Below are 23748 nucleotides of genomic sequence, written 5' to 3' on the forward strand. Positions count from 1 at the left end.
GGGTGCGGGGTGCGGTCGCCGGGCGCGGTGCCGCCGGGGCGGGCCGTGGTGGCCCGCCCCGGCGGCGTCAGGGGCGTGGACGGGCGGCCGTCAGGAGACGGTCACGTCGTCGTAGTAGGTGTAGGTCGGGTCGCCCGGGTAGTTGTCGTCCACGTTGGTGAGGGTGAGCGTGTAGCTGTGCCCCGGGGTGACGGTGCCGGAGGCGGACTTCCAGCCGAGGCCGCTGGTGCAGGTCTTGGCGAGCACCGTGGTCGTGGTGTTGGTGGTGTTGTCCTTGAGGGTGGCGGTCGCCCAGTCGTAGGTGACGGTGTCCGGGCAGGTGACGTCGTACCAGAAGGCGACCTTGCTGCTGCCGGTCGGGGCGGTGAAGGTCTGGCTGGCCGTGGACGTGGTGGTGGGGCCGGTGGAGCCGAGCATCGCGCCGTAGCCGCCGGTGTGCTTGGCGGCGCTGGAGGCGGCGGCGCTGCCGGTGGAGGTCCAGCCGCTCAGGGTGCCGGTCTCGAAGCCGCCGTTGGTGAGGCCGCCGCCGCCCGCGGAGGTGACGGTCCAGCCGAAGGCGGCGGAGCCGGAGGCGCCGGTGGCGTCCTTGGCGGTGACCGTGACGTTCGCCGTGCCGGCGGTGGTCGGGGTGCCGCTGATCAGGCCGGAGGCGGAGATGGACAGGCCGGCCGGCAGGCCGCTCGCCGTGTAGGTGAGGGTCTGGCCGGAGGCGCTGTCGGTCGCCGCGATCTGCAGGCTGACGGCCTTGCCGGTGGTGCCGGTCTGGGCGCCCGGGTTGGTGACGGTGACGGTGTTGCCGGTCGTGCCGCCGACGATCGGGTGGGACATCTCGCAGCCGCCCGCACCGCTGTTGAAGTCGTTCGCCCAGGTCGACTGCATGGCGAAGCTGCCGGTGGTGAAGCCGACGTTCGCCGAGGCGCCCTGGCCGCTGCTGACCCAGGCGCACTTGTCGCCGTTCTCGGCGCCGCTGCTGTCGGTCCAGCCGCCGGCCGGGTTCTGGTCGGTGATGGTCTCGGCGTACTCGTGGCCCTCGACGATGGTGACGCCGTCCAGGGTGCCGGCCGTCCCCGCGTTGACGAAGCCCTGGCCGCAGCCGGAGCCCGCGTCCGTCACGTACGGCAGGTTGGTGAAGGCCAGTTCGCCGTACGGGGAGGAGACGGCGCCGCCGGTGAGCGTGGTGTCGCCGGTGTAGTCGTGCCAGGCGCAGAAGTTGCCGGACGCGGTGTTGAAGCCGTCGGGGGTGGTGCCGGTGGGGGAGACGACGACGTACTGGTCGTTCCGGTTGGCCGCGGCCGTGGTGTTGCCGAAGTGGCCGGACGCCTTGACCGCCTCGGCGCCGATCTGGTTGCCGGTCGCGGAGGCGGGCGCCGCGGCGGAGGTGTCCACCCAGACGCCGGCGAGCGCGCCGCCGGTGGGGTAGGCGACGTGCGCGGAGTTCCCCGGGCAGGTCTGGGAGCCGGTGGCGACGCCTTCGCAGTACTGCGTCATGACGCCGGACCAGAGTTCGTTGCCCGCGCCGATGCCCTTGAACAGCTGCTGGAGGCGCGGGGCCATGCCCTTGGCGTCGCCGCTGAGTGTGGTGTTGCCGTTGGCGTCGGTGCCGGAGCTGCCCCACTGGGAGCCCCAGAACACCAGGTAGACGTGCTCCGGTCCGGTGGTCACACCGATGCTCGGACTGCCCGCGCCGCCGCCGTAGTTGAGGTTGTTGGCGGAGGTGGCGTTCGGTGCGGCCTGGTGGCCGCGCAGCGGGACGGCGCCGTGCCGGTAGGGGTGGTTCGCCGACGCCGTGGGGTGCGCGGCGTCGTCGGGCTGAGCCTGGGCGGGTGCCGCGGTGAAGCCGGCCGCCGCGAGGGCGAGCGCGGCGACGCCGGTGAGCGCCGCCCGTCCGGCGAGACGGAACGTGGGGGTTCGGCCCATGTGAGGGTTGCCTCTCTCATGCCGACCGCCCGGGCACCGGTGGGTGACGGGTGGTCGCGAAGGACAGGGAGAGGCCGGAGGCGGTGGAAATGCCTGGATGACCCGCCGCACAACGGATCACCGGGGGGGAAACAGGCCCGCCTCGGCCGCCGAGAAGCAAAGCAGCCGCCGGAGAACAGGGTCAACGAGCCTGACGGTAAAGTGAGTTGCCTTGATTCCCGCGTAATGGAAAAGCCCCCAGACGGAGGGGGCGGCGGTTCGGATTCTCCAGGCCCGCACACTGTATACGGGTTTCCGTTAACCGTATGAACAGCCTTGGCCGAAAAGGGATTTGATGGTGAGAAACAGGTAAGACATTAGCCGCCGGGCAGAGGCGCGCGCAAGCGCGAGCCTCCGACGTGCGGAGGCCGCCCCCCCTTGTGCGTGGGGGCGGCGTCCGGCATCGCCAGGGGGGGCCGGCGAAACGTCAGTGTTCTTCGGTGAAGCCGGTTCAGGCCGTGAGTGCGGCGTTGCGCAGCCGGGCGGCGGAGCGGGCCAGGAGGAACGCCGCGAGCAGGGCGGGGCAGAAGCCCACCACGCAGGCGGCGAGGACGCCGGTCGCGGTCAGGCCGAACGGGGACACGACGGCGGCGGCGATGCCGGCCAGCGGAGTGACCAGGACGGGGGAGAGCAGCAGCAGGGCCGCCAGCCGCTTCTCCCGGCGGCTCCACTGCGTGGACCGCCACACCCTGCTCGCGGCGATGACGGCGGCGGCCAGCGCGAGCGGGGGCCCGATGGCCGGGACGAACGACAGCGGAACCGGCAGCACCGCGAAGACCAGGGTGCGGGCGGTGCGGCCGCGGCTCTCCGGCTCCGGTCGGGTGCCGCCCTCCTCGTCGAGCGCGGCGTCGGCGATCCGCCGGGGGCTGCCCAGCTGCTCCAGGACCCGCCGGACGGCGGCCTCGTCGGCGGGGTCGCACTCGGCGAGCGAGACCTCGATGTGCTCGCGCAGGTCCGCGAGCAGTTCGCGGCGGCGCGGCTCGGGCAGCGGAGCGGTGTACCGGGCGACCGCGGCCAGGTGGGCGCGGACCAGGGGGTGCTCGATGGGGTTGTTCACGGGTTCTCTCCCGGGGCCAGGACGTGGTCGACGGTTTCGCGGAAGGCGGGCCACAGCGTGGCGAACTCCTCCAGTGCGCTGCGGCCGGTGTCGGTGAGGGTGTAGTACCGGCGGGACGGGCCGCTGGCCGAGTCGCGCAGGAAGGTGTCGGCGAGGCCGGCCCGGCGCAGCCGGGACAGCAGGGGGTAGATGGTGCCCTGGCTGGTCGCCAGCATCGGGAACCGGCCGAGCTCCTGCAGCAGCTCCACCCCGTACCGGGGGCCGTCCCGCAGCAGTGCCAGGACGCAGTACTCCAGCACGCCCTTGCGCAGCTGCGTCGCCACCGGTCCGTCGGCCGTACCGGCGTCGCCGTCGTGATGTGTGATGCCAGGTACCATGTGATGCAAGATAGCATGCGACGCCAGGTAGTGGGCAATGCCGGACGAGGGCCGCAGGACGCCTCACCCGGACGGCGGGTGGCAGCCGGACCGGCGCACGCCCCTCCACCGGGCCTTCCGCCAGGCGCGGTCGCCCCACCACCCCTAGGGTCTGTGGTGCGTTGACCGTGCCGAGTGCCGGGGCGCACGCCGCCCCGCCGTCCGCCGGGGCGCGCCCGGCAACCCGAGAGGTGGACCGCTCCATGCACACCGTCGTCCGCGGCGCCGGCGCTTTCGGCCTGGCCGCGCTGCTGCTCGCCTCCGCCGCCGGCTGCCAGGGCGACGCCCGCTCCGCCGTCGAGCCCGCGCCGACCTCCCCGGCCTCCCCGGCCGGCTCACCCGGTTCGCCCGCCGCGTCCGCGACCGGGCTCGCGGCCCAGCGGCTCGACTGGCAGGCCTGCCCGGCCCCCAGTCCCGCGCAGGGCAGCGGCACCGCGCCCGCCGGCGACTGGCAGTGCGCCACCCTCAAGGCACCGCTCGACCACGGCAAGCCGGACGGCCCGACCATCGACCTGGCCATGATCCGGAGCCGGGCGAAGGACGAGAAGCACCGGATCGGCTCGCTGCTGTTCAACTTCGGCGGCCCCGGCGCCTCCGGCGTCGCCACGCTGCCCGCCCTCGCCGCCGACTACGCCTCCCTCAACGCCCGCTACGACCTGGTGAGCTTCGACCCCCGTGGGGTCGGCGCCAGCGCCGGGGTGAGCTGCCTGGACGACAAGGCGATGGACGCCACCCTGGCAGTCGACAACACTCCCGGGACCCCCGACGCGGTGAAGGCGCTGGACGCCAGCAACGCGCAGTTCACCGCCGCCTGCGAGCACAACTCCGGTCCGGTGCTGCCCTACGTGGACACCGAGAGCGCCGCCCGCGACCTCGACCTGATGCGGCAGGTGCTCGGCGACCAGAAGCTCTACTACTTCGGCATCAGCTACGGCACCCAGCTCGGCGGTGTCTACGCGCACCTGTTCCCGCAGGAGGTCGGCCGGATCGTCCTGGACTCGGTCGTCGACCCGACGAAGGACCCGCAGCAGTCCGCGCTCGGCCAGGCCCAGGGCTTCCAGCTCGCCTTCGACAACTTCATGAAGGCCTGCGCCGCCGAGGAGGCCGCCGCCTGCCCGACGGGTGCCGGCGGCGCCGAGGGCACGGCGTCGGTCACGGCGCTGCTGCAGAAGCTGGAGCAGTCCCCGCTGCCCACCTCCAGCGGGCGGCAGCTCACCGAGACCCTGGCCGTCACCGGCATCGCCGCGGCCCTGTACAGCGAGGAGACCTGGCCCGTCCTGGCCGCCGGGCTCACCGAGGCGATGCAGCAGGGCACCGGCAACACGCTGCTCCAGCTCTCCGACGACATGTTCGGGCGCGACGCGCAGGGGCGCTACACCAACCTGAGCGCCGCCAACCGGGCGATCAACTGCGTGGACGCCCGGCAGCGCTACTCCGACCAGGACGTCGAACAGCAGCTGCCGCAGTTCCGCGACGCCTCCCCGGTGTTCGGGCCCTACTCCGCCTGGGGCCTGACGAGCTGCACCGGCTGGCCGGTGCCGGGCAAGGCCGACCACCCGGACGTCTCCGCCGCCGGCGCGGCCCCGATCCTGGTGGTCGGCACCACCGGCGACCCGGCCACCCCGGTCGAGGGCGCCCACGCGATGGCGCAGCAGCTCGGCCCCGGCGTCGGCGTCAACATCACCCTCCAGGGCGAGGGCCACGGCGGCTACAACACCGGCGACCCGTGTCTGAAGCAGGCCGTGGACGCCTACCTGCTGGACGGCACCGTGCCGGCCGACGGGAAGACCTGCAGCTGAGAAGTGGCCTACCGCGATGGTGATCGATTGGCCCTGGAAAGCGGTCCACTCGGCGCCTAGGCTCCTCACCGTGACCACCAAAGTCGATTTCTACTTCGATCCGATCTGCCCGTTCGCCTGGATCACCTCCCGGTGGATCCTGGAGGTCGAGCGCCACCGCGAGCTCGACCTCACGTTCCGGGTGATGAGCCTGTCCGTCCTCAACGAGGGCCGCACCGACCTGCCCGAGCGCTACCAGCGCCTGATGACCACCGGCTGGGGCCCCGTCCGGGTCTGCATCGCCGCCGCCGAACAGCACGGCGAGCACGTGCTGCGCGACCTGTACACCGAACTCGGCACCCGCCTGCACGACCAGGACCGGCCCGCCGACGACGCCGTCCTCCGGGAGGCCCTGGTCGCGGCCGGGCTGCCGGAGGAACTCGCCGCCGCGGCCGACAGCACGGCGTACGACGTCGCGCTGCGCAAGAGCCACCACGAGGGCATGGACCCGGTCGGCGAGGAGGTCGGCACGCCGACCATCCACGTCGACGGCGTCGCCTTCTTCGGCCCGGTGCTGAGCGCCATCCCGCGCGGCGAGGACGCCGTCCGGGTCTTCGACGGGGTGCGGCTGCTGGCCGGCTACCCGAACTTCTTCGAGCTCAAGCGGACCCGGACCGGCTCGCTCGACTTCTCCTGACGGCCCCGGCCGGCCCCGCGCCGGGGCCGGCCGGTTCGTCCTGGACCTCCCGTCCGGGCCCTTCTCGCCCCACCATGGAGAGGAAGGCCCGGCGGCGGAGAGGCGGTGAGCGTGGATGATCACCCGAATCCGGCTGCGCGCCGCCCGCCACCCCGCGACCCCGCCGCCCCCGGGCGGGGGCCCCCAGCGGCCCCGCACCCCCGGCGGCCCGCCGCCGCCCAAGCCGCCCCCGCCCGCGATGCGCCGCTGGCTGCTGCCCGTCGCCGTCCTGGTGACCCTGCTGCTGCTCATCCTGTTCTCGCGCTCCGGCTCGACCGGCGCCAACTACGGCTACACCGACTTCCTCAACCGGGTCGGCGCCGGCCAGGTGCAGACCGTGGACATCACCGACACCGGCGGGGTCACCGGCACCCTCAAGGACGGCACGCACTTCACCAGCCAGATCCCGACCGCCCTGGACACCTCCCAGCTCAGCGGCGAGCTGGCCGGCCAGCACGTCGACATCACCGCCAGCCGCAGCGGCGGCAGCTCGATCTGGTCCACGCTGCTGCTGTTCCTGCCGCTGCTGCTCTTCGGCGGGCTGTTCCTGTGGTCCGGCCGGATGGCCGCCCGCTCGCTCGGCGGCGGCCTGAGCGCCATCGGCCGCTCCCGCGCCAAGATCATCGAGGCCGAGCGGCCCGCCACCCGCTTCGCCGACGTCGCCGGGTACGAGGGCGTCAAGCAGGAGGTCAGCGAGGTGGTCGACTTCCTGCGCAGCCCCGAACGCTACGCCGCCGCCGGCGCCAAGGGCCCGCGCGGGGTGATCATGGTCGGCCCGCCCGGCACCGGAAAGACCCTGCTCGCCCGGGCCGTCGCCGGCGAGGCCGAGGTGCCCTTCCTCTCCGTGACCGGCTCCGGCTTCGTCGAGATGTTCGTCGGCGTCGGTGCCTCCCGCGTCCGCGACCTCTTCGACGATGCCCGCAAACGCGCGCCGTCCATCATCTTCATCGACGAGATCGACGCCGTCGGCGGCCGCCGCGCGGGCGGCACCCGGCTCGGCGGCAACGACGAGCGCGAACAGACCCTCAACCAGCTGCTCTCCGAGATGGACGGCTTCGACCCGACCACCGGCATCGTCGTCATCGCCGCCACCAACCGCCCGGACGCGCTCGACCCGGCCCTGCTGCGCCCCGGCCGGTTCGACCGCCAGGTCACCGTCCCGCTGCCCAACCAGGCGGAACGGGCCGCGATCCTCGCCGTCCACGTCCGCGGCAAGACCCTCGCCCCCGACGCCGACCTGAACCGCATCGCCCGCGGCACACCCGGCTTCTCCGGTGCCGACCTCGCCAACCTGGTCAACGAGGCCGCCATCAACGCCGTCCGCGCCGACCGCGCCACCCTCACCGCCGACGACCTCGACGCCGCCCGCGACCGCGTCCTGCTCGGCCGCCGGGACTCCTCCAACGCGCTGCTGCCCGAGGAGCGCCACGCCGTCGCCGTCCACGAGTCCGGGCACGCCCTGACCGCCGCGCTCTGCGAACACGCCGACCCCGTCGCCAAGGTGACCATCCTCCCGGCCGGCGTCGCCCTCGGCGCGACCGAACAACTCCCCGAAGCGGAACGCCACCTGTACACCGAGGGCTACCTCACCGACCTGATCACCGTCCAGCTCGGCGGGCGGGCGGCCGAGCTGGTGGTCTTCGGCGAGGGCTCCACCGGCGCCGCCAACGACCTCGCCCACGCCACCGGCGTCGCCACCCGGATGGTCCGCGAATTCGGCCTCTCCCCGGAACTCGGCCCGGTCGGCTACTCCAGCGGCTCCCCGAACTACCTCGGCGACGGCCCCGAGGACCTGTTCCGCCGCCCGTACTCCGAGCAGACCCAGCGCGCCGTCGACGAGGCGGTGGCCCGCCTGCTGCGCCGCGCCGAACGCCGCGCCGTCGACCTGCTCCGCGAACACCGCCACCACCTCGACGAACTGGCCGCCCTGCTGGTCGCCCAGGAGACCGTCGACGGCGCCGTCGTCCTCGACATCCTGCGGCACCCCGTGTAGGCGCTAGGGGCTCTCTTTCGGATCACGCCGGGCGCGCGACGCCGGAGCACGCACCTCGCCGCGTTGTCGTCGGTCGCCGATGGCCCCCAGCCTCCGGCCGGGAGGTGCCCCCACCGCATGGACTCCCTCCTCCGCCTTGCGATGCACGCACCCCGACGCCGCGCGCTGATCCGACGTGATCCGAAAGCGAGCCCCTGGCCCCGGTCTGCCGCAGCACCGCCACCACCTCGTCGAACGCGTCGAACCCGCTGGTAGCGTCCAGGGCGGGCACCCACCGTGTCACCTTCACCCGGGAGTCGATATGACCGAACCCCTGTCCGCCGACCTCCAGCGGGAGATCGCCCGCACCCTGCGGGTGGCCCTCGTGCCCAGCCCCGAGCAGGAGGCGAAGCGCCGGGTCGACTTCCTCGTCGACCAGCTCCGGGCGGCCGGCGCCCGCACGCTGGTGCTCGGCATCAGCGGCGGCGTCGACTCCACCACCGCCGGGCGGCTCTGCCAGCTCGCCGTCGACCGGTTGCGCGCCGCCGGACACCAGGCCGAGTTCTGCGCCATGCGGCTGCCCTACGGCACCCAGGCGGACGAGGCGGACGCTCGCCGCGCACTCGACTTCATCCGGCCGGACCGGACCCTGACCGTCGACATCAGGCCCGCGACCGACGCCGCCCTCGACACACTGACGTCCGCCGGCCTCACCTTCGCCGACCGCGCCCACGAGGACTTCGTCCGCGGCAACGTCAAGGCCCGCCAGCGGATGGTGGCCCAGTACGCGGTCGCGGGCGCCACCGGCGGCCTGGTCGTCGGCACCGACCACGCCGCCGAGGCGGCCGTCGGCTTCTTCACCAAGTACGGTGACGGCGCCGCCGACGTGATGCCCCTGGACGGACTGACGAAGCGTCAGGTCCGTTCGCTGGCCGAGGCCCTGGGGGCTCCGGCGGACCTCGTCCACAAGGTCCCGACCGCCGACCTGGAGAACCTCGCCCCCGGCCGCCCCGACGAGGACGCCCTCGGCGTCCCCTACGAGGCCCTGGACGACTTCCTGGAGGAGCGGCCGGTGAGCGAGGAGGTCTTCCGCACCGTCCTCGGCCACTACCGCCGCACCGAGCACAAGCGCCGCCCGCCCGCCACCCCGGCGTAGGGCGCGTCGTCGGGCCGGGCGGGGACGCCGCCGTCGGCAGCCCCCGCCGACGTCGCCGGGACGGGCCCCGGGGCGGTCAGTCCCCGTCGGTGTCGGCGGCCGGGGTGGGCGAGCCGCCGGACTTGATGCCGAGCTTGGCCTCGGCGGTGGTCCAGTCGGTGGCGATGGCCTGCTGGGCGGCGGCGAGGGTGGCCTGGCCCTTGCAGATCGCGGTGTGCAGGTGCGTCTCCACCGAGTCCTTGGGGTTGTTGGGGCCCTTGCCCGGGACATGGCCGGGGGAGGGCGGCTGCACCCACAGGTTGCGCGGGTCGTTGGGGTCGCCGCCGAGTTGCAGGCTGATCAGGTGGTCGTACTCGGCGTCGCCCATCGGGCCGGTGTAGCCGTAGGACTTGGCGTTCTCGGCCTTCTCCTTGCCGGTGATGTTCGCCGGCGGGCGGATCGTCGAGGTGTAGCCGCCCGGCTTGCAGATGGTGTCGTTGATGTTGCCCTGGTTGACCGCCGGGCTGATCGCGCCCGGGGTGCACTTCGGGTCGGGCAGCGGCTGCTTGTCCGCGGTGTAGCGGTACGTGCAACTGCCCGGCGCGGGCTGCGGCTGGACGTCGTAGGAGCTCTTCGGGCCGGCGCCGGTGACGATCGCCGCCGGGGCGGGCGGCGCTCCGGCGGCAGCGGCAGCGGCAGCGGCAGCGGCGTCGGCTGCGGGCGGGGCGTCGGCTGAGGAAGAGGCCGGGCCGTGTCCGGCCGGCCGGGCGGTGTGGCCGCCGCCGGACGAGCAGCCTGAGGCTGCGGCGAGCAGGGCGGCCACGGCTATGGCCAGGGCGGCACGGGCGGGAGCCGGCACGGGTTCCTCCAGATCGGGGCGGTGGGGCGCGGGGCGGGCCGACGGACCTGCCGGTTGCCGCGCCAGCGGACACTACCGCCTGGAGGGGCCGAAGGGGTGACGGCACGTCCGGGCGCGGGAGGACCGCCCAGGGCGTGCGGAATCGTCGACCAGTACCGCCCCCGGGCCGTGCGCCCGGGCAGCCGAGGCGGCCGGGTGGTCGGCTTCTGACCGCGGTGCCGCTGCGGGGCTGAACCCGGCCCCGCAGCGGCGGGCCCCACCGCGTCGGCGGGCCCTACTGCGCCGCGATCCAGTCCGTGACCAGCGTGTCCAGCACTCCCAGCGGCAGGCTGCCGTGCCCGATCAGCTGGTGGTGGAACTCCCGGATGTCGAACCGGGCACCCAGCGCGGCCTGCGCGCGCTCGCGGTGCCGGACGATCTCCCGGCGGCCGATCAGGTACGCCGTCGCCTGGCCCGGCCAGGCGAGGTAGCGGTCGATCTCGTTGCGGACGTTGGCCTCGGTGGTGGCCGTGTTGTCCCGCATGAAGGCGATCGCCCGCTCCCGGGACCAGCCGTAGTGGTGCAGCCCGGTGTCCACGACCAGGCGTACGGCCCGCAGCGCGTCGAGCGACAGCATGCCGAAACGGGAGAGGTCCGAGCTGTACAGCCCCATCTCGTCCGCGAGCCGCTCGGTGTACAGGCCCCAGCCCTCGACGTGGGCGGTCAGCTGGCCGCTCGGCCGGCGCCGGAACTCCGGCAGGTGGTGCAGCGTCTGGGCGACGGCGATCTGCAGGTGGTGCCCGGGCACGCTCTCGTGGAAGGCGATCGCCTCGTACTCGTACCTGAACCTGGTCTGCGGGCGCAGCGTGTTGATCCAGTGGGTGCCGGGCAGGCCGCCCGGGCCCGGCGGCTGGTAGTAGGCCAGCGGCCCGGTCTCCGCCTCGATCGGGTCGATCTCCCGGGTCACGCAGTCGGCGATCGGGTAGGCCCGGAAGTAGTCGGCCGAGGCGCGGCGGGCGCGCTCCAGCGCGTCGTCGACCAGGGCGATGATCTCCTCGGCGCTGCCGAAGCGCAGCGCGCGGTCCTCCCGCAGCGCGGCCAGCACGGCGTCGGGGCCGGTGATGCCGAGCACCTTGCCGCCCAGCTCGGCGAACTCCTCGCGCAGCCCCGCGAGGGTGTCCAGGCCGATCCGGTGGACCTCCTCCGGGGTGAGCCCGGGCCGGGTGTAGCGCGTGACGGCGTCGGCGTAGCCCTCGGTGCCGCCGGGCACGTGGCAGACCCCGGCCCGGTCGTCCGGCCGGGCGTCCGCGGCCAGCCGCTGGGCCAGGCCGGCCCGGTAGCGGGCCACGGCCGGGCGCACGCCGTCGAGGACGATCACCCGGCCCCGGTCGAACTCCGGCCGGCCGTGCAGCGCGCGCAGCAGCTGGTCGTCGTCCGGGCCGGTGACCAGGTAGGCGTCGAGCTGGTCGAGGGCGGCGTCGACGCCGCTGCGCAGCGGCGTGCGGCCCTCGGCGGCGGCGTCCAGGTGGAGCTGCAGGGCGGCGTCGAAGTAGCCCGGCAGGCCGGCCAGCCGCTCCAGGTACGCGTCGGCGCCCTCCTGGTCGACGGAGGTCATGGCGAGCGAGGTGAAGGCCTCGTTCTGCGGCGCGGTGATGGTCGCCGAGATGCCGAAGTCGCCCAGCCCGTGGGTGATCCGGCCGGTGCCGTTGTCGATCAGCCGCGCGAGCACGCGGTGGGTGACCAGGTCCTCGCCGGCCAGCGCGTCCTCCGGGATCGCGGCCAGTCGCGCCCCGAAGCCCGCCAGCGCGTCCCGGTGGCGCAGTGCGGCCGCGCGGGACGGGTCGGGCACCTCGTGGGCGTAGCCCTCGACCCCGCTCAGCGTCGCGTCGAACGGGGCGTGGGCGTTCTCGGCGGCGAAGTACTCCTCGGCCAGGGCGGCGAGTGCGGTGGGGGCGGCGAGCGCGGCGGGTTCGTCGTGGTGCGGTCGGTCGGTCATGCGCGCTCCCCGGTCCGGTGTGGTCAGAGTGACGAGGGTTGCCTGGGCGCCCCGGTGGCGCCGATTATTCGGAGTCGGCGGCGGCGCGGTCAATACGCGGCGCGGGGAAAGGGGTTCTCCCCGGCGCGCGGTGGCGCCGCCGCCGACGCCCCGTCAGCGGTAGCCCTCCGGCGCGGCCGGCTTGCCCGCGTCCTGCACCTCGACCAGGTAGCGCCAGCAGTCCGGCCGGCTGCCGTCGCGGTCGGTGAAGCCGTACTCCTGGGCCAGCTGCCCGCTGGACACCGACCCGCCGTTCCAGCGGGAGACCTCGGGGTCGGCGGCGAGGGCGGCGACCGCCCGGCCGACGAAGTACGGGCTCTCGGAGATGCCGAAGTGCGGCTCCCGGGCCACGGCGTCGCGCCAGTTCTCCTCGGTCACGCCGAAGTGGCCCAGCATGATCTCCGAGCGCATCCAGCCGGGGGTGAGCGCCAGGGCGGTGGCGCCGCGCGGGCCCAGCTCGTGGCCGAGCGCGAAGGCCATCCGCAGCACGGAGGCCTTGGCGAGGTCGTAGAAGAACGAGTTGCGGTAGGTCTCGCGGTTGTACTCGGTGGTGCCGTCGGTCATCTCGACGACCAGGCCGCCCGGGCTGCGCAGCAGCAGCGGGAGGGCGTGGTGGCTGGTGACGGCGTGCGTCTCCACCGCGAGGCGGAGCAGCCGCAGGCCGTCGTCCAGGTCGTGCTCCCAGACCGGGACGTTCCAGCCGAACAGGTTCTCGCCGCCCCAGATGTCGTTCACCAGGACGTCCAGCCGGCCCTGCTCGGCGTCGATCCGCTGCACCAGGGCGGCCACCTGGGACGGGACCAGGTGGTCGGTCGGCACCGCGATGCCCCGGCCGCCGGCCGCGGTGACCAGGTCGGCGGTGTCCTCGATGGTCTCCGGCCGGTCGTACTCCGAGCGCTTCTCGCGGGTGCTGCGCCCGGTGACGTACACCGTCGCCCCGGCGGCGCCCAGCTCCACCGCGATGCCCCGGCCGGCTCCCCTGGTCGCCCCCGCGACCAGGGCGATCCGACCGTCCAGCGCCCCCGCTGCCCCTGCTGCCTCTGCTGTCTGTGCCATCCGCAAGCTCCCTGCCCGCATGTCCGCCGACGACTGTGCCGACGCCCGTGGAACGGACGTCGGCACCAGCCTTGCGCAGGGGTCTGACAATCGGGCCCGGCCGGCGGCCGGAGCGCGCGGGTCAGCCGGCCTTGGCGGCCTTGGCAGCCTTGGCGGCGAGCGCCGCGGCGTCCTTCTCCTGCTTCTCCTTGATCCGGACGGCCTCCTTGCGGACGTCCACCTGGTTGGCGCGCTCGTGCTGCAGCCAGAGCGGGTTCTCGGCCTTGAGGGCCTCGATCTGCTCGGTGGTGAGCGCCTCGGTCACGCCGCCGCGGGCCAGGCCGGCGATGGAGACGCCGAGCTTGGCGGCGACCACCGGGCGGGGGTGCGGGCCGTTCTGGCGCAGCTCCTGGAGCCACTGCGGCGGGTCGGCCTGAAGCGCGTTGAGCTCCTCGCGGGAGACCACACCCTCCTGGAAGCCGGTCGGCGCCGCGTCGAGGTAGATCCCCAGCTTCTTGGCGGCGGTGGCCGGCTTCATGGTCTGGCTGGTCTTCTGCTTGAGCGATGTCATGGTGACAAGGGTAAGGGAGTGCGCGGGCGCTCCCGGTCACGGTCGGTAGCCTTGCCCTGTGACAGACATGCAGGTGAACCCGTCCTTCCGGCTCGCGTACGTCCCGGGCGTGACCCCCGGCAAATGGGTCCGGGTGTGGTCCGAGCGGCTCCCGGACGTGCCGCTCGACCTCCTCGCCGTCCCGGCCGGGGACGGCGAGGCGACCCTGCGCGAGGGCACCGCGGACGCCGGGCTCGTCCGGCTGCCCGTCGACCGGGGCGTGCTCAGCGCGATCCCGCTCTACGCCGAGACCACCGTCGTGGTCTTCCCCAAGGACCACTGGCTCGCGGCCGCCGAGGAGGTCGCGCTCGGCGACCTCGCGGAGGAGGTGGTGTTCCACCCGCTCGACGACACCCTCGGCTGGCCGGGCGGGCTGCCCGGACGCCCGGCGATCGAGCGCCCGGCGAGCACCGCCGACGCCGTCGAGCTGGTCGCGGCCAACGTCGGCGTGCTGCTGGTGCCGCAGTCGCTGGCCCGGCTGCACCACCGCAGGGACCTCACCTTCCGGCCGGTCGTCGAGGCGCCGCAGTCCCAGGTGGCACTCGCCTGGCTGGAGGACCGCACGACGGACCTGATCGAGGAGTTCATCGGCATCGTCCGGGGGCGCACGGTCAACAGCTCGCGCGGGCGCGGCGCCCAGCCGGCGGCCGAGCCCCAGAAGGCCGCGGCGGCGCGCAAGTCCCAGCCGCAGAAGGGCGGCCAGCAGAAGTCCGGCCAGCAGAAGGCGGGTCAGCACAAGGGCGGCCAGCAGAAGGGCCGGCCGAAGCCCGCGGCGGGCGGCCGGGGTGCGGCCGCCGCCAAGCGCGGCAAGCCGAAGCGCCGTTCCTAGTCGGAACCCCGGGTTCGTCCGGGTGGTGGCCGGGGACCGGCGGGGCGCGTACCGTCGGTCCCCGGGCGCTGCCCGCCCCGTCCGGCCGAGGGGTTGAAGGAGCGGGGCCATGTGGCACGACCTGATGATCGTTCAGATTTCGATCGTGGAGAAGATCCTCCGCACGATCGCGGTCTACGCGCTGATCCTGATCCTGTTCCGGATCGCGGGGAAGCGCGGGCTGGCGGGCCTGAACACCTTCGACATGGTGGTCATCTTCCTGCTGTCCAACGTGGTGCAGAACGCGATCATCGGCAATGACAACAGCCTGCTCGGCGGCGCCATCGGCGCGGTCACCCTGATCGCGGTGAACGCCGCCGTCACCCGCTGGCTGGCCCACGACCCGCGTGCCGCCCGGCTGTTGGAGGGCACCCCGACCACCGTGGTGCGCGACGGCAAGCTCGTCCCGGGCGCGCTGCGCGGGCTGGCGCTTCGCGCGTCCGAGATCGAGCACGCCGTCCGCGTCCAGAACGGCGACACCATCCGCGACGTCGCGGTCGGGCGGCTGGAGCCCGACGGCCAGCTGGTGATCACCCTCAAGCCCACCGAGCAGAGCGCCACCCGCGGCGACGTCGAGGACCTGCACCGACGGCTGGAGGCCATCGAGCGGCTGCTCACCACCCTGGCGGCCGAGCGGCGCGGCGAGGACTGACCCGGCGGCCATCCCAGAGGTCTGGGATGGGAACGGCCGCGTCCGGCCCGGCAGTATTGGCGTAGACCACTTCCGTCCACACTCGCCGGACCGCCGTCCGGCCGGAGGAACGCATGCTGCGCAGACTCTCCTGGATCCCGGCCCTGACGGCCGTCCTGCTCGCCCTGGTGGCCGGGCCGACGGCCGGTACGGCATCCGCCGCGACCGAACGTGAATTCCTCCAGGGCTACGGGCAGTTGGTGCCGCTGCCGGCCCCGGTGACGCCGGCGCAGCAGTGCGTCGAGCGGCGGCTGTTCCTGGACGCCGGCACGTACGCCTGGAGCTTCAGCACGCCGGGCGGCAACGTGCCGTCCCAGGACGTCCAGCTCTCCTCGGGCTGGTTCCGCTGGACGATCTGCGTGTACCCGCGGGCGTCCGTCTACGGTGCGACCACCTGGCTCGACCCGGAGACCCCCGGGCAGCCGCACCTGGAGCGGACCACCAGCTTCGACGTCACCTTCGCCTACACCTACACGTGGGAGTCCACGCTCTACCGCTGGCAGGGCATCCCCCGCCCGCCGCGCACGTGACGTTCCGTCAGGCATGGCTCCCGTCCGCGCCGTGCGGGGCGGGAGCCCCGGTCACCACGGCCGACGGGCGAGGGTGGCCGTGAAGGGGCGGGGGGACAGCGAGGAGCTGCGGGTCGGGCGGACCGGGCGTCCGGGGGTGGGGGTGACGGTCCAGCGGGCCGCGATGGTGGCGATGGCGAGGGCGGCCTCGGTGGTGCCGAACACGTCGCCGATGCAGCGGCGGGCGCCGAGGCCGAAGGGGGCGTAGGTGCCGGGGGAGGGGCGGGTGTTGGTGAGCCAGCGGTCGGGGTCGAAGCGGGCGGGGCAGGCGAAGACGTCGGCGCGGCGGTGCAGCAGGTACGGGCTGAACAGGATGGTCGCGCCGGCCGGGACGCGGTGGCCGCCGAGTTCGGCGTCGGCGGCGGCGACGCGGCTGAGGATCCACACCGGCGGGTAGAGCCGCAGCGTCTCGGTGACGACGCGGGCGGTGAGCGGCAGGGCGGGCAGGTCCTCGTGGCGGGCGGGGCGGCCGTCGAGCACGGTGTCCAGCTCGGCGTGCAGGCGGTCGCGGATGGCCGGGTGGGCGGCGAGCAGGGTCCAGGCCCAGGAGAGGGTGGCGGCGGTGGTCTCCATGCCGGCGAGCAGGAAGGTGACCACCTGGTCGTGGATCTCGGCGTCGGTGAGCCCCCGCCCTTCCTCGTCGCGGGCGCTGAGCAGCATGGACAGCAGGTCGTTGTGGTCGGTGCCGGCGGCGCGGTAGTCGGCGATCAGCCGCCGGGTGACCTCCTTGAGGTCCTGCCGGGCGCGGCGGAAGCGGCGGTTGCCCGGGGTGGGGATGCGGTCGGTGCCGGGCAGCGGCATCATGACGCGCCGGCCGACGCCGCGGGTGATGACGTCCATGCTGTCGTGGACGGGCAGCGCGCCGGCCCGCTCGTGGGCGGCGAACAGGCAGCGGGCGGTCACCGCGGTGGTGAGGCGGTACATCGTGGCGGGGACGTCGACCACGTCGCCGTCGCTCCAGGAGGCGGTGGTGCCGACGATCTCCTCGGCCATCATCGCGGCGTAGCCGGGCAGCCGGTCGCGGTGGAACGCGGGTTGCAGCATGCGGCGTTGGCGCCGGTGCGCGGCGGCCGGGCAGGTGGCCAGGCCGTCGCCGAAGACCTCGCGGGCCTTGTCGAGGACGAGCCCGCCCTTGTCGTAGGTGCGGTCCTCGGTGAGCAGTTGGCGGACCAGATCGGGGTGGCAGGCGACGTACGCGTCGAGCGGGCCGAGCCGTAGTCGGACGAGGTCGCCGTGGGCGGGCAGGCCGGCGACGAACTCCAGCGGCCGGCGGACGAAGGCGGGGGCGTGGCCGAGCAGGGGGAGGGCACCGGGGGCGGTGGCCGAGGTGTATGTGGTGGGCACGGGCGTCACCTTGGGGTGGGAGGTGGACCGGATCGGTTCGTGATCCGGCCTTTCCCCGGGGCGGTCGGCGAAACGATCTCCGACCGGCGGGTGGGGTGAACATGGGGGCGCATGCCGAACGCCCGTGCGCCGTCAGGGTCCGGCGGCGGGAGCCGGGGGCGGGGTATCCCTCGGCGCGGCCCCGCGCCTACACTGCGAACTCTTGCGCGACTACCGGTCAGTAGGGATTGGGGAGTTCGGATGACCGACGAGCGGGCCCACGGGTTCACCGACGACGCCCTCGGCGCGCACGACGCCGTGGCCCTGGCCGCCCTCGTCCGCGCCGGCGAGGTGGCCCCCGCCGAACTGGCCGCGGCCGCCGCCGCCCGCGCCGCCCGGGTCGACCGGACGCTCACCCCCGTCGCCCACCCGTCCTACGACCGGCCCCGGCTCGGCCCGGACGGCACCGACGGCCCGCTGTACGGCGTCCCCACCTTCCTCAAGGACAACGTCGACCTGCGCGGCCTGCCGACCGGCATGGGCAGCGAGGCCTTCCAGGCCCGCCCGGCCCGGCGCAACTCCCGCTTCACCGACCAGTTCCTCGCCACCGGCCTCGCCGTCCTCGGCAAGACCAGGCTGCCCGAGTTCGGCCTCAACGCCTCCACCGAGTTCGCCACCGCCCAGCCGGTGCGCAACCCGTGGAAGCCCTCGCACTCGGCCGGCGCCTCCTCCGGCGGCTCGGCCGCGCTGGTCGCCGCCGGAGTGGTGCCGATCGCGCACGCCAACGACGGCGGCGGATCGATCCGCATCCCGGCCGCCTGCTGCGGACTGGTCGGACTCAAGCCCACCCGGGGCCGCCTGGTCACCAACGCCCAGGGCGGCAAGCTGCCGATCGACCTCGTCACCGACGGCGTGCTCACCCGCTCCGTCCGCGACACCGCCGCCTTCTACGCCGCCGCCGAGCGCCACCACCGCAACCCCGCGCTGCCCCCGCTCGGCCTGGTCGAAGGCCCGGGGCAGCGCCGGCTGCGGATCGGGCTGGTCGTGGACTCGCCGCTCGCCACCACCGACGGACCCACCCGCACCGCCGTCGAGCAGACCGCCGCCCGACTGGAGGCGCTGGGCCACCACGTCGAGGAGACCACCCTGCCGTTCGGCGAGGAGTTCTCCCGCGACTTCGTCCTCTACTGGGGCTACATCGCCTTCGCCATCGCGGTCAGCGGCCGGCTGGTGCTGGACCGCAGCTTCCGGATCAACCGGCTCGACGGCCTGACCACCGGGCTGCGCCGGCTCTACCAGCGGGAGTTCCTGCACACCCCGGCCGTGCTGCGCCGGCTGCGCGCCGCCGAAGCCGCGTACGCGGGCCTCTTCCGCGCCCACGACGCGATCCTCTCGCCGGTCCTCGCGCACGCCGCCCCGCCGATCGGCCACCTCAGCCCGAACGTGGCCTTCGACGAGCTGATCGAGCGCCTCCAGCGCTACGTGGCCTTCACCCCGGTCAACAACGTGACCGGCGGCCCCGGCATCGCCCTGCCCACCGGCGCCGCGCCGAGCGGTCTGCCGATCGGCGTGCACCTCTCGGCCGCGCACGGGCAGGAGCGGCTGCTGCTGGAGCTGGCCTTCGAACTGGAGGCGGACCGGCCCTGGCGCCGGATCCAGGACTGACCCCTCCGCGGGGCTGGCCCGGGCTTCGACGGGACGGGCCGGGCGTTCGAGGGGACGGGCCGGGCCTCCGGCGGGACGAGCGCCAGGCGGGTGCTCCAGGACCGACCCGGCCCCCGGCCGGCCCGGCCCTCAGCTGGGCACCACCGCCCGCGCCGCCTGCACCTCGCGGTGCAGCCGGCCCAGCGCGCAGTCGGGCGGCAGGACGTCCGGCCCGGCCTCGGGCAGCGGCCCGCCGCTGCGCAGCGCCCCGGCCAGGTCGCCCAGCTCCCGGACGACGGCGCCGACCTCGGCCGGGGACGGCGCCGGAGCGCCGTGCTCGACCCGGACCCGGGTGGCGGTCGTGGTGTCCACGATCCGCTCGACCGCGATCACCAGCGGCCACCAGGCCTCGGCCCGGGCCCCGACCGGCGGCGGTTCGGTGAGCGCCCGCTGGAACTCGCTGCGCACGGCGGACAGGTCCCGGTAGAGCCGCCGCCGGTACCGGGCGCGGGCCGGCTGGTCGGCCCCGGGCGCGGTGGTGAAGGCCAGCGAGACGTACGCGGCGGTGTCCGCGACGGCGTCGGCCAGCCGCTCCCCGATCCGGGTGTGCCAGGAGTCCGGCCACAGCAGGTAGCCGGTCAGCAGCGCGATGCCGCAGCCGATCAGCGAGTCGTACAGCCGGGGCAGCACCAGGTGGAAGCCCCGGTGGTTGAGCAGGTCGGAGAGCAGCAGGATCACCGGGGTGATCGCCGCGGTCTGGAATGCGTACCCCTTCGCCGACAGCACCGGGATCAGGGTCGCCAGCGCCGCCATCACCGGCACGTCCCACCAGCCGTGCGGCACCTCGGCCAGCACCGGAATGGCGATCAGCAGCCCGGCGGCGGTGCCGAGCGCGCGCAGCACCGCCCGGGAGAACACCGAGCCGAAGTCGGGCTTCAGCACGAAGGTGACGGTCAGTGACACCCAGTACGAGCGGGGCACCGCGATCACCGACACCAGGATCTGGGCGAGGCCGATGCACAGCGCCAGCCGCAGCCCGTACCGCCAGGACGCCCGGGACAGCAGCAGCGCGTGGGTGGCCCGGCGGGCGCGGACCTGCAGTGCGGCGGGACGGCCGAGCGGGTCGTCGCCGGCGTACGGGTCGGGTGCGGGCTCGTGCGCGACGGCCCGGGCGTGGCCGATCGCGGCGACCAGGGCGCGGGTGGACGGTCCGGCCGGATCGGGCAGTGCGGGCGGCGGGGTCGATCCGACGCGGCCCCGCTCGACGGCCGCGGCCAGCTCGCGCACCGCCGCCGGGTAGTCGGGCGGCAGCGGACCGTACTCGCGCGGGCGCAGCTGCGCCGCCGAGGCGGCCTCCACCACCGGGATGGCGGCGTTGAGCTGGGCGAGCAGCCGGACCAGGGTGGGGGAGCGGCCGTGCCGGCGGGCCCGCCGGGCGAGCAGCAGGTCGTAGGACTGGTTCAGCGACTGGGTGAGCGCCTGCCGCGCGTCGTCGGCGCCGGGGGTGCCGGCGGCCTCCAGGAAGTCGGCGACCGACCGGTAGGTGCCGGCCACGGCGGAGCGCTCCGGCGCGCCGCCGCGCAGCGGCCAGGCGAGCAGGGTGAGGCCGAGCACCAACAGGCCGCCGAGCAGCAGCAGTCCGGGCGGCAGCCACCAGGGGGAGGGCAGCGGCAGTCCGGCGCCGACCACCGCGTTGAGCAGCAGGAGCAGTCCGGACACCGAGGCGACCGCGCCGATCGAGGAGATCATGCCGGAGACCAGGGCGACGGCGGTCAGCACGGCGACGGCCGTCCAGCCCGCACCGTACACCAGGGTGCCGAGCAGGATCCCGAGGGCGCCGAAGAGCTGCGGCACGGCGATGTTGAACACCCGCATCCGGTAGGCGTCCGCGGTGTCCCCGATGACTCCGGACAGCGCGCCCATCGACACCAGCGCGCCGTACCCGGGCCGGCCGGTGGCCGTGCCGACCGCGAGCGGCGCGGCCAGCGCCACCGAGGCCCGGGCGGCGGCGGCCCAGGGGACCGGCGCGGCCTTGGGGCGCAGGCTCGCGGTCAGCCAGCCGGGCGGGGTGAGCCGGGTGGCGGCGGGGCGGTGTGCCATAGGCCCAACGTACGGCGCGAAGGACGGGGCGCAACGCTGGGGAACTCGTTTCGGTTCACGTCCGGGTATGTCAATTCCCGAAACATACCCCGACTTATGTCACTCTCCGAAACATAAAGCGAACCCCGAGGGGCCATCTGAACTGCGCGGATTTCCCTATTGGTAACCAGCCGTCGAGGGTTGACACCATTAGTTGGTCTAGTCCAACGTATGAGGGGCGCGGTTCGGCCGGGGCTGAGGCAGGGTGAGAGGCCGTGCCGGACCGACGAGTTGGCCCCCTGACGTGGCGGAACCTCGCACGGTCGGGGCCCGGGCGAGGCGGAGCGTATGCGGACGGCATGCGGTCCACGAGCTGAATTCCACGCACGGCCGGTGACGGGCCGTCGGCTCGCCGTGCCCGCACTGTGCGTCCAGGAAGCGCTGCGTCGACTACGAACCATGGAGTGACTGCCCATGCCGAGCCCTGACGGATATCTGCACCGAGCCGCCTCGGCGCGCCCCTACTTCAGCGAGGACGGGGAGAGCTACCTCGCGCGCACGGCGCTGCGCGAGGTCCGCAAGGAGCGTCCGCTGCGGGTGCTCTCCGAGGAGGACTTCGCGTTCTGGCAGACCTACGGCTACGTCGTGGTCAAGGAGGCCATCCCGGCCGAGGCCGCCCGGCGCCTGCTCGACTTCGCCTGGGACTTCCAGGGCCTCTCGCCCGACCGCCCCGAGGACTGGTACCGCGAACGCGACTACCGCGACGACCTCGACCGGGAACTGCACATCTACGGCTTCGTCGAGGCCTACCACCACCAGCTGATCTGGGACAGCAGACAGGCCCGGCGGGTCTACGACGCCTTCGTCGACGTCTGGGACTGCGAGGAGCTCTGGGTCACCCTCGACCGGCTCAACCTCAACCCGCCGAACATCCGCAACCGCGACCGCGCGCTGATCGAGCCCACCGACCGGGGCTTCGACATCGAACTGCACTGGGACGTCGACACCACCCAGGGCATGCTGCCCCAGCGAGTCCAGGGCATCATCGCGCTCGACGACACCCGCCCCGACCACGGCGGCTTCCAGTGCAACCCGGAGCTGTTCCGCCGCTTCAACGAGTGGCAGGCCGCCCAGGCCGCCGACCGCGACCCGATCCGCCCGGACGTCGACCGCACGGAGTTCCCGGTGGTGCGGCCCGAGTTGAAGGCCGGCGACCTGCTGATCTGGAACGGCCTGCTCGCCCACGGCGTCGCCCGCAACACCTCCGAGAACGGCGTCCGCGCCGTGCAGTACCTGTCGATGATGCCCGCGCTGGAGGAGGCCGCGCAGATGCGCCGCTCCCGGGTGGAGTCCTGGCGCACCCTCGCCACCCCGGACTGGAACCGCACCCTGGTCGGCGACGCGACCCGCCACGAGTCGCTGCGCTACGGGCCCGCCGAACTCACCGAACTCGGTGAGCGGTTGCTCGGCCTGCGCTCCTGGCACGATCCGGCGTCCACGGACGACCGGTCCGCCCCGCAGCAGCCCGCCGAGTCCGCGGGGGAGCCGGCATGCGCGCCGTCTGCCTGACCCTGCCCACCAACCGCGAGTGCGCGGCCACCATCGCCGCGATCGGCGCCGAAGCCGCCTACGCCGCACGGCGGTTCGGCGTCCGGGTGCACCTGCTGATCCTGGACTCCGCCGATCCGGCCATCTACCGGCGGCACGCCGAGGCCGTCGCCGCGCTGCGTGCCGTCGGGTCCGGTGAAGCGCTCGGTGCCGCGCCCGGCACCGCTTCCGGGGCCGGGGAGGTGGTCGTCCACCACCTCGACGAGGCCGCCCAACGCGGCTTCCTGCGCGACGTGATCGAGCGCTCCGGCGCCGTCGGCCCGGCGGACGGGCCGCTCGGCGAGCACCTGCTCGACCTGATGCTCCCCGACGCCGTCTCCTACGGCGCCTGCACCAACCGGGCGTTCCTGCTCGCCGGCGCGCTCGGCTGCGCCTCCGTGCACCGCCGCGACTCCGACAGCGCGTACCAACTGCTCGACGGCGAACCGGTGTTCCCGATCGAGCACGAGCTCGCCACGCTCGGCCTCAAGGCGGCCGACGCGGCCGCCGCCGTCACCGAGGTCGCCCTCGACCCGGTGCACGCCGACAAGCCCGTCGCCCTGGTCGGCGGCTCCTTCGTCGGTGAACTCTCCGTCGACATCGGCGAGATCCGCGAACTCGACCCGGACGCCTACCACCAGGTCGTCGGGCTCTGGGCGCCCACCGGCGCGAGCGAGCAGGAACGCCGCGAACTCGTCGCCGACTCCTTCACCGGCGGCGGCACCGACCCCTTCCGCCACGACCGCGCCGTGCTCGACCTGCCCGACATCTGGCGGATCGACATGTGCAACGTCGCCCTCGACCACGAGGTCTACGACCGCGTCCCGCTGCCGCCCGCCACCGCCACCATCGGCAGCGACTACTTCCTGCTGCACCTCGTCCGCGACGCCACCCTGCCCGGCGTCGTCCACAACCGGCACATCGTCAACTACTACACCCCGGAACGGCGCACCGGCGCGGGCTTCACCGCCTATCAGCTGCGCTACGCCAAGTTCCTGCTCTCCATGCTCTACCTGTACCCGGTCTACTCCGAGATGGAGGCGGCCGGCGGGGCCCTCCTCGACGAGGCGAACCGCATCCGCGCCGACGTCATCGCCGACTCCGCCCGCCGCAGCGCCGCGACGGACCGCGCGGAGAACCACCGACGGCTCGACGCGCTGGACCACTGCTACCGGCGACTCGGCGGGAAGTACGCCGAGTTCGCCGACCACCTGGCGCCCGAGCGGGCGCGTCTGCTCGACGAAGCGCAGGCGGACATCGAGGACTTCGCGCTGCTGATCGACGCGTGGGGCCCGCTCATGCGGGCGAGCAAGGCCACGCCCGCCGACCGGCTGCCGCGGTAGCCGCACCGGGAGCCATTCGTGATACGTCAGACCATCGCCCACCGCGCCCCGGCGCACCACACCACCGCCCACACCG

At 74.1% G+C, this 23748-nt stretch carries 19 protein-coding genes; 10 read left to right on the forward strand and 9 right to left on the reverse strand.

What is annotated here, in order from left to right; translation table 11 throughout:
* Positions 1-90: 90 nt before the first annotated feature.
* From OG556_RS30155 to OG556_RS30165, 3 genes are all read right to left on the reverse strand, one after another.
* A complete protein-coding gene (locus OG556_RS30155) occupies positions 91-1917 on the reverse strand; it encodes an Ig domain-containing protein (protein ID WP_371521665.1) in 1827 nt (608 codons plus the stop codon).
* A 490-nt stretch (positions 1918-2407) separates the two neighbouring features.
* Entirely contained in the window at positions 2408-3013 is a 606-nt protein-coding gene (locus OG556_RS30160) for a hypothetical protein (RefSeq protein ID WP_371521667.1), read from the reverse strand.
* The gene (locus OG556_RS30165) at positions 3010-3390 is read right to left on the reverse strand and encodes a PadR family transcriptional regulator (RefSeq protein WP_363377112.1); all 381 of its coding nucleotides are present in this window, start codon (positions 3388-3390) and stop codon (positions 3010-3012) included. The genes OG556_RS30160 and OG556_RS30165 overlap by 4 nt, the downstream gene beginning before the upstream one ends.
* A gap of 242 nt (positions 3391-3632) precedes the next feature.
* Between OG556_RS30165 and OG556_RS30170 the strand changes: the two genes are divergently transcribed.
* The 4 genes from OG556_RS30170 to nadE all read left to right on the forward strand — a co-directional run bounded on the left by OG556_RS30170 (position 3633) and on the right by nadE (position 9071).
* A complete protein-coding gene (locus OG556_RS30170) occupies positions 3633-5228 on the forward strand; it encodes an alpha/beta fold hydrolase (protein ID WP_371521669.1) in 1596 nt (531 codons plus the stop codon).
* 16 nt (positions 5229-5244) lie between these two features.
* The gene (locus tag OG556_RS30175; RefSeq protein ID WP_371521671.1) at positions 5245-5904 is read left to right on the forward strand and encodes a DsbA family protein; all 660 of its coding nucleotides are present in this window, start codon (positions 5245-5247) and stop codon (positions 5902-5904) included.
* Between the two features lie 115 nt (positions 5905-6019).
* On the forward strand, positions 6020-7936 hold the full coding sequence (ftsH, locus tag OG556_RS30180) for an ATP-dependent zinc metalloprotease FtsH (RefSeq protein WP_371521673.1): 1917 nt from the start codon (positions 6020-6022) through the stop codon (positions 7934-7936).
* Between the two features lie 301 nt (positions 7937-8237).
* Positions 8238-9071, forward strand: a complete 834-nt coding sequence (nadE, locus tag OG556_RS30185) for an ammonia-dependent NAD(+) synthetase (RefSeq protein ID WP_371521674.1) — start codon at positions 8238-8240, stop codon at positions 9069-9071.
* Between the two features lie 76 nt (positions 9072-9147).
* On the opposite strand, the gene OG556_RS30190 is transcribed toward nadE, so the two are convergent.
* From OG556_RS30190 to OG556_RS30205, 4 genes are all read right to left on the reverse strand, one after another.
* A complete protein-coding gene (locus tag OG556_RS30190) occupies positions 9148-9909 on the reverse strand; it encodes a hypothetical protein (protein ID WP_371521676.1) in 762 nt (253 codons plus the stop codon).
* Between the two features lie 274 nt (positions 9910-10183).
* Positions 10184-11884 (reverse strand): DUF885 family protein, encoded by a 1701-nt coding sequence (locus OG556_RS30195; RefSeq protein ID WP_371521678.1) that lies wholly within the window; start codon positions 11882-11884, stop codon positions 10184-10186.
* A gap of 153 nt (positions 11885-12037) precedes the next feature.
* Positions 12038-12979: an SDR family oxidoreductase gene (locus tag OG556_RS30200; RefSeq protein ID WP_371521680.1), complete on the reverse strand. Its 942-nt coding sequence runs from the start codon at positions 12977-12979 to the stop codon at positions 12038-12040.
* A gap of 121 nt (positions 12980-13100) precedes the next feature.
* Entirely contained in the window at positions 13101-13529 is a 429-nt protein-coding gene (locus tag OG556_RS30205; protein WP_371521682.1) for a DUF5997 family protein, read from the reverse strand.
* Positions 13530-13587: 58 nt separating this feature from the next.
* Here OG556_RS30205 and OG556_RS30210 point away from each other — a divergent pair, with 58 nt between their 5' ends.
* The 3 genes from OG556_RS30210 to OG556_RS30220 all read left to right on the forward strand — a co-directional run bounded on the left by OG556_RS30210 (position 13588) and on the right by OG556_RS30220 (position 15657).
* Positions 13588-14397, forward strand: coding sequence for a LysR family substrate-binding domain-containing protein (locus OG556_RS30210; RefSeq protein ID WP_371521684.1), 810 nt, complete (start codon positions 13588-13590; stop codon positions 14395-14397).
* Positions 14398-14506: 109 nt separating this feature from the next.
* Positions 14507-15088 (forward strand): DUF421 domain-containing protein, encoded by a 582-nt coding sequence (locus OG556_RS30215; protein WP_371521685.1) that lies wholly within the window; start codon positions 14507-14509, stop codon positions 15086-15088.
* A 113-nt stretch (positions 15089-15201) separates the two neighbouring features.
* A complete protein-coding gene (locus OG556_RS30220; protein ID WP_371521687.1) occupies positions 15202-15657 on the forward strand; it encodes a hypothetical protein in 456 nt (151 codons plus the stop codon).
* A gap of 51 nt (positions 15658-15708) precedes the next feature.
* Here OG556_RS30220 and OG556_RS30225 read toward each other — a convergent pair whose 3' ends face one another.
* Entirely contained in the window at positions 15709-17040 is a 1332-nt protein-coding gene (locus OG556_RS30225) for a cytochrome P450 (RefSeq protein WP_371521689.1), read from the reverse strand.
* Positions 17041-17280: 240 nt separating this feature from the next.
* Between OG556_RS30225 and OG556_RS30230 the strand changes: the two genes are divergently transcribed.
* A complete protein-coding gene (locus tag OG556_RS30230) occupies positions 17281-18684 on the forward strand; it encodes an amidase (protein ID WP_371521691.1) in 1404 nt (467 codons plus the stop codon).
* 129 nt (positions 18685-18813) lie between these two features.
* Here OG556_RS30230 and OG556_RS30235 read toward each other — a convergent pair whose 3' ends face one another.
* Positions 18814-20763 carry an FUSC family protein gene (locus tag OG556_RS30235; protein ID WP_371521692.1) on the reverse strand — a complete coding sequence of 650 codons (1950 nt, stop codon included), beginning with the start codon at positions 20761-20763 and terminating at the stop codon, positions 18814-18816.
* A gap of 453 nt (positions 20764-21216) precedes the next feature.
* On the opposite strand from OG556_RS30235, the gene OG556_RS30240 reads away from it, so the two are divergent.
* Positions 21217-22311 (forward strand): phytanoyl-CoA dioxygenase family protein, encoded by a 1095-nt coding sequence (locus tag OG556_RS30240; RefSeq protein WP_371521694.1) that lies wholly within the window; start codon positions 21217-21219, stop codon positions 22309-22311.
* Positions 22293-23672: a DUF6271 family protein gene (locus OG556_RS30245; RefSeq protein ID WP_371521696.1), complete on the forward strand. Its 1380-nt coding sequence runs from the start codon at positions 22293-22295 to the stop codon at positions 23670-23672. Before OG556_RS30240 ends, OG556_RS30245 begins: the two co-directional genes overlap by 19 nt.
* The last annotated feature ends 76 nt before the right edge of the window (positions 23673-23748 follow it).

Origin of the sequence: Kitasatospora sp. NBC_01300, assembly GCF_041435235.1 — a bacterium.
GTDB lineage: Bacteria > Actinomycetota > Actinomycetes > Streptomycetales > Streptomycetaceae > Kitasatospora.

What these genes read in the sequence shown, in the direction of transcription:
- nadE (WP_371521674.1), top strand. Translation starts at nt 8,238, where the DNA reads ATGACCGAACCCCTGTCCGCCGACCTCCAGCGGGAGATCGCCCGCACC.
- OG556_RS30220 (WP_371521687.1), top strand. Translation starts at nt 15,202, where the DNA reads ATGCTGCGCAGACTCTCCTGGATCCCGGCCCTGACGGCCGTCCTGCTC.
- OG556_RS30245 (WP_371521696.1), top strand. Translation starts at nt 22,293, where the DNA reads ATGCGCGCCGTCTGCCTGACCCTGCCCACCAACCGCGAGTGCGCGGCC.
- OG556_RS30240 (WP_371521694.1), top strand. Translation starts at nt 21,217, where the DNA reads ATGCCGAGCCCTGACGGATATCTGCACCGAGCCGCCTCGGCGCGCCCC.
- OG556_RS30200 (WP_371521680.1), bottom strand. Translation starts at nt 12,979, where the DNA reads ATGGCACAGACAGCAGAGGCAGCAGGGGCAGCGGGGGCGCTGGACGGT.
- OG556_RS30205 (WP_371521682.1), bottom strand. Translation starts at nt 13,529, where the DNA reads ATGACATCGCTCAAGCAGAAGACCAGCCAGACCATGAAGCCGGCCACC.
- OG556_RS30215 (WP_371521685.1), top strand. Translation starts at nt 14,507, where the DNA reads ATGTGGCACGACCTGATGATCGTTCAGATTTCGATCGTGGAGAAGATC.
- OG556_RS30165 (WP_363377112.1), bottom strand. Translation starts at nt 3,390, where the DNA reads ATGGTACCTGGCATCACACATCACGACGGCGACGCCGGTACGGCCGAC.
- ftsH (WP_371521673.1), top strand. Translation starts at nt 6,020, where the DNA reads ATGATCACCCGAATCCGGCTGCGCGCCGCCCGCCACCCCGCGACCCCG.
- OG556_RS30175 (WP_371521671.1), top strand. Translation starts at nt 5,245, where the DNA reads ATGGTGATCGATTGGCCCTGGAAAGCGGTCCACTCGGCGCCTAGGCTC.
- OG556_RS30170 (WP_371521669.1), top strand. Translation starts at nt 3,633, where the DNA reads ATGCACACCGTCGTCCGCGGCGCCGGCGCTTTCGGCCTGGCCGCGCTG.
- OG556_RS30230 (WP_371521691.1), top strand. Translation starts at nt 17,281, where the DNA reads ATGACCGACGAGCGGGCCCACGGGTTCACCGACGACGCCCTCGGCGCG.
- OG556_RS30155 (WP_371521665.1), bottom strand. Translation starts at nt 1,917, where the DNA reads ATGGGCCGAACCCCCACGTTCCGTCTCGCCGGACGGGCGGCGCTCACC.
- OG556_RS30195 (WP_371521678.1), bottom strand. Translation starts at nt 11,884, where the DNA reads ATGACCGACCGACCGCACCACGACGAACCCGCCGCGCTCGCCGCCCCC.
- OG556_RS30235 (WP_371521692.1), bottom strand. Translation starts at nt 20,763, where the DNA reads ATGGCACACCGCCCCGCCGCCACCCGGCTCACCCCGCCCGGCTGGCTG.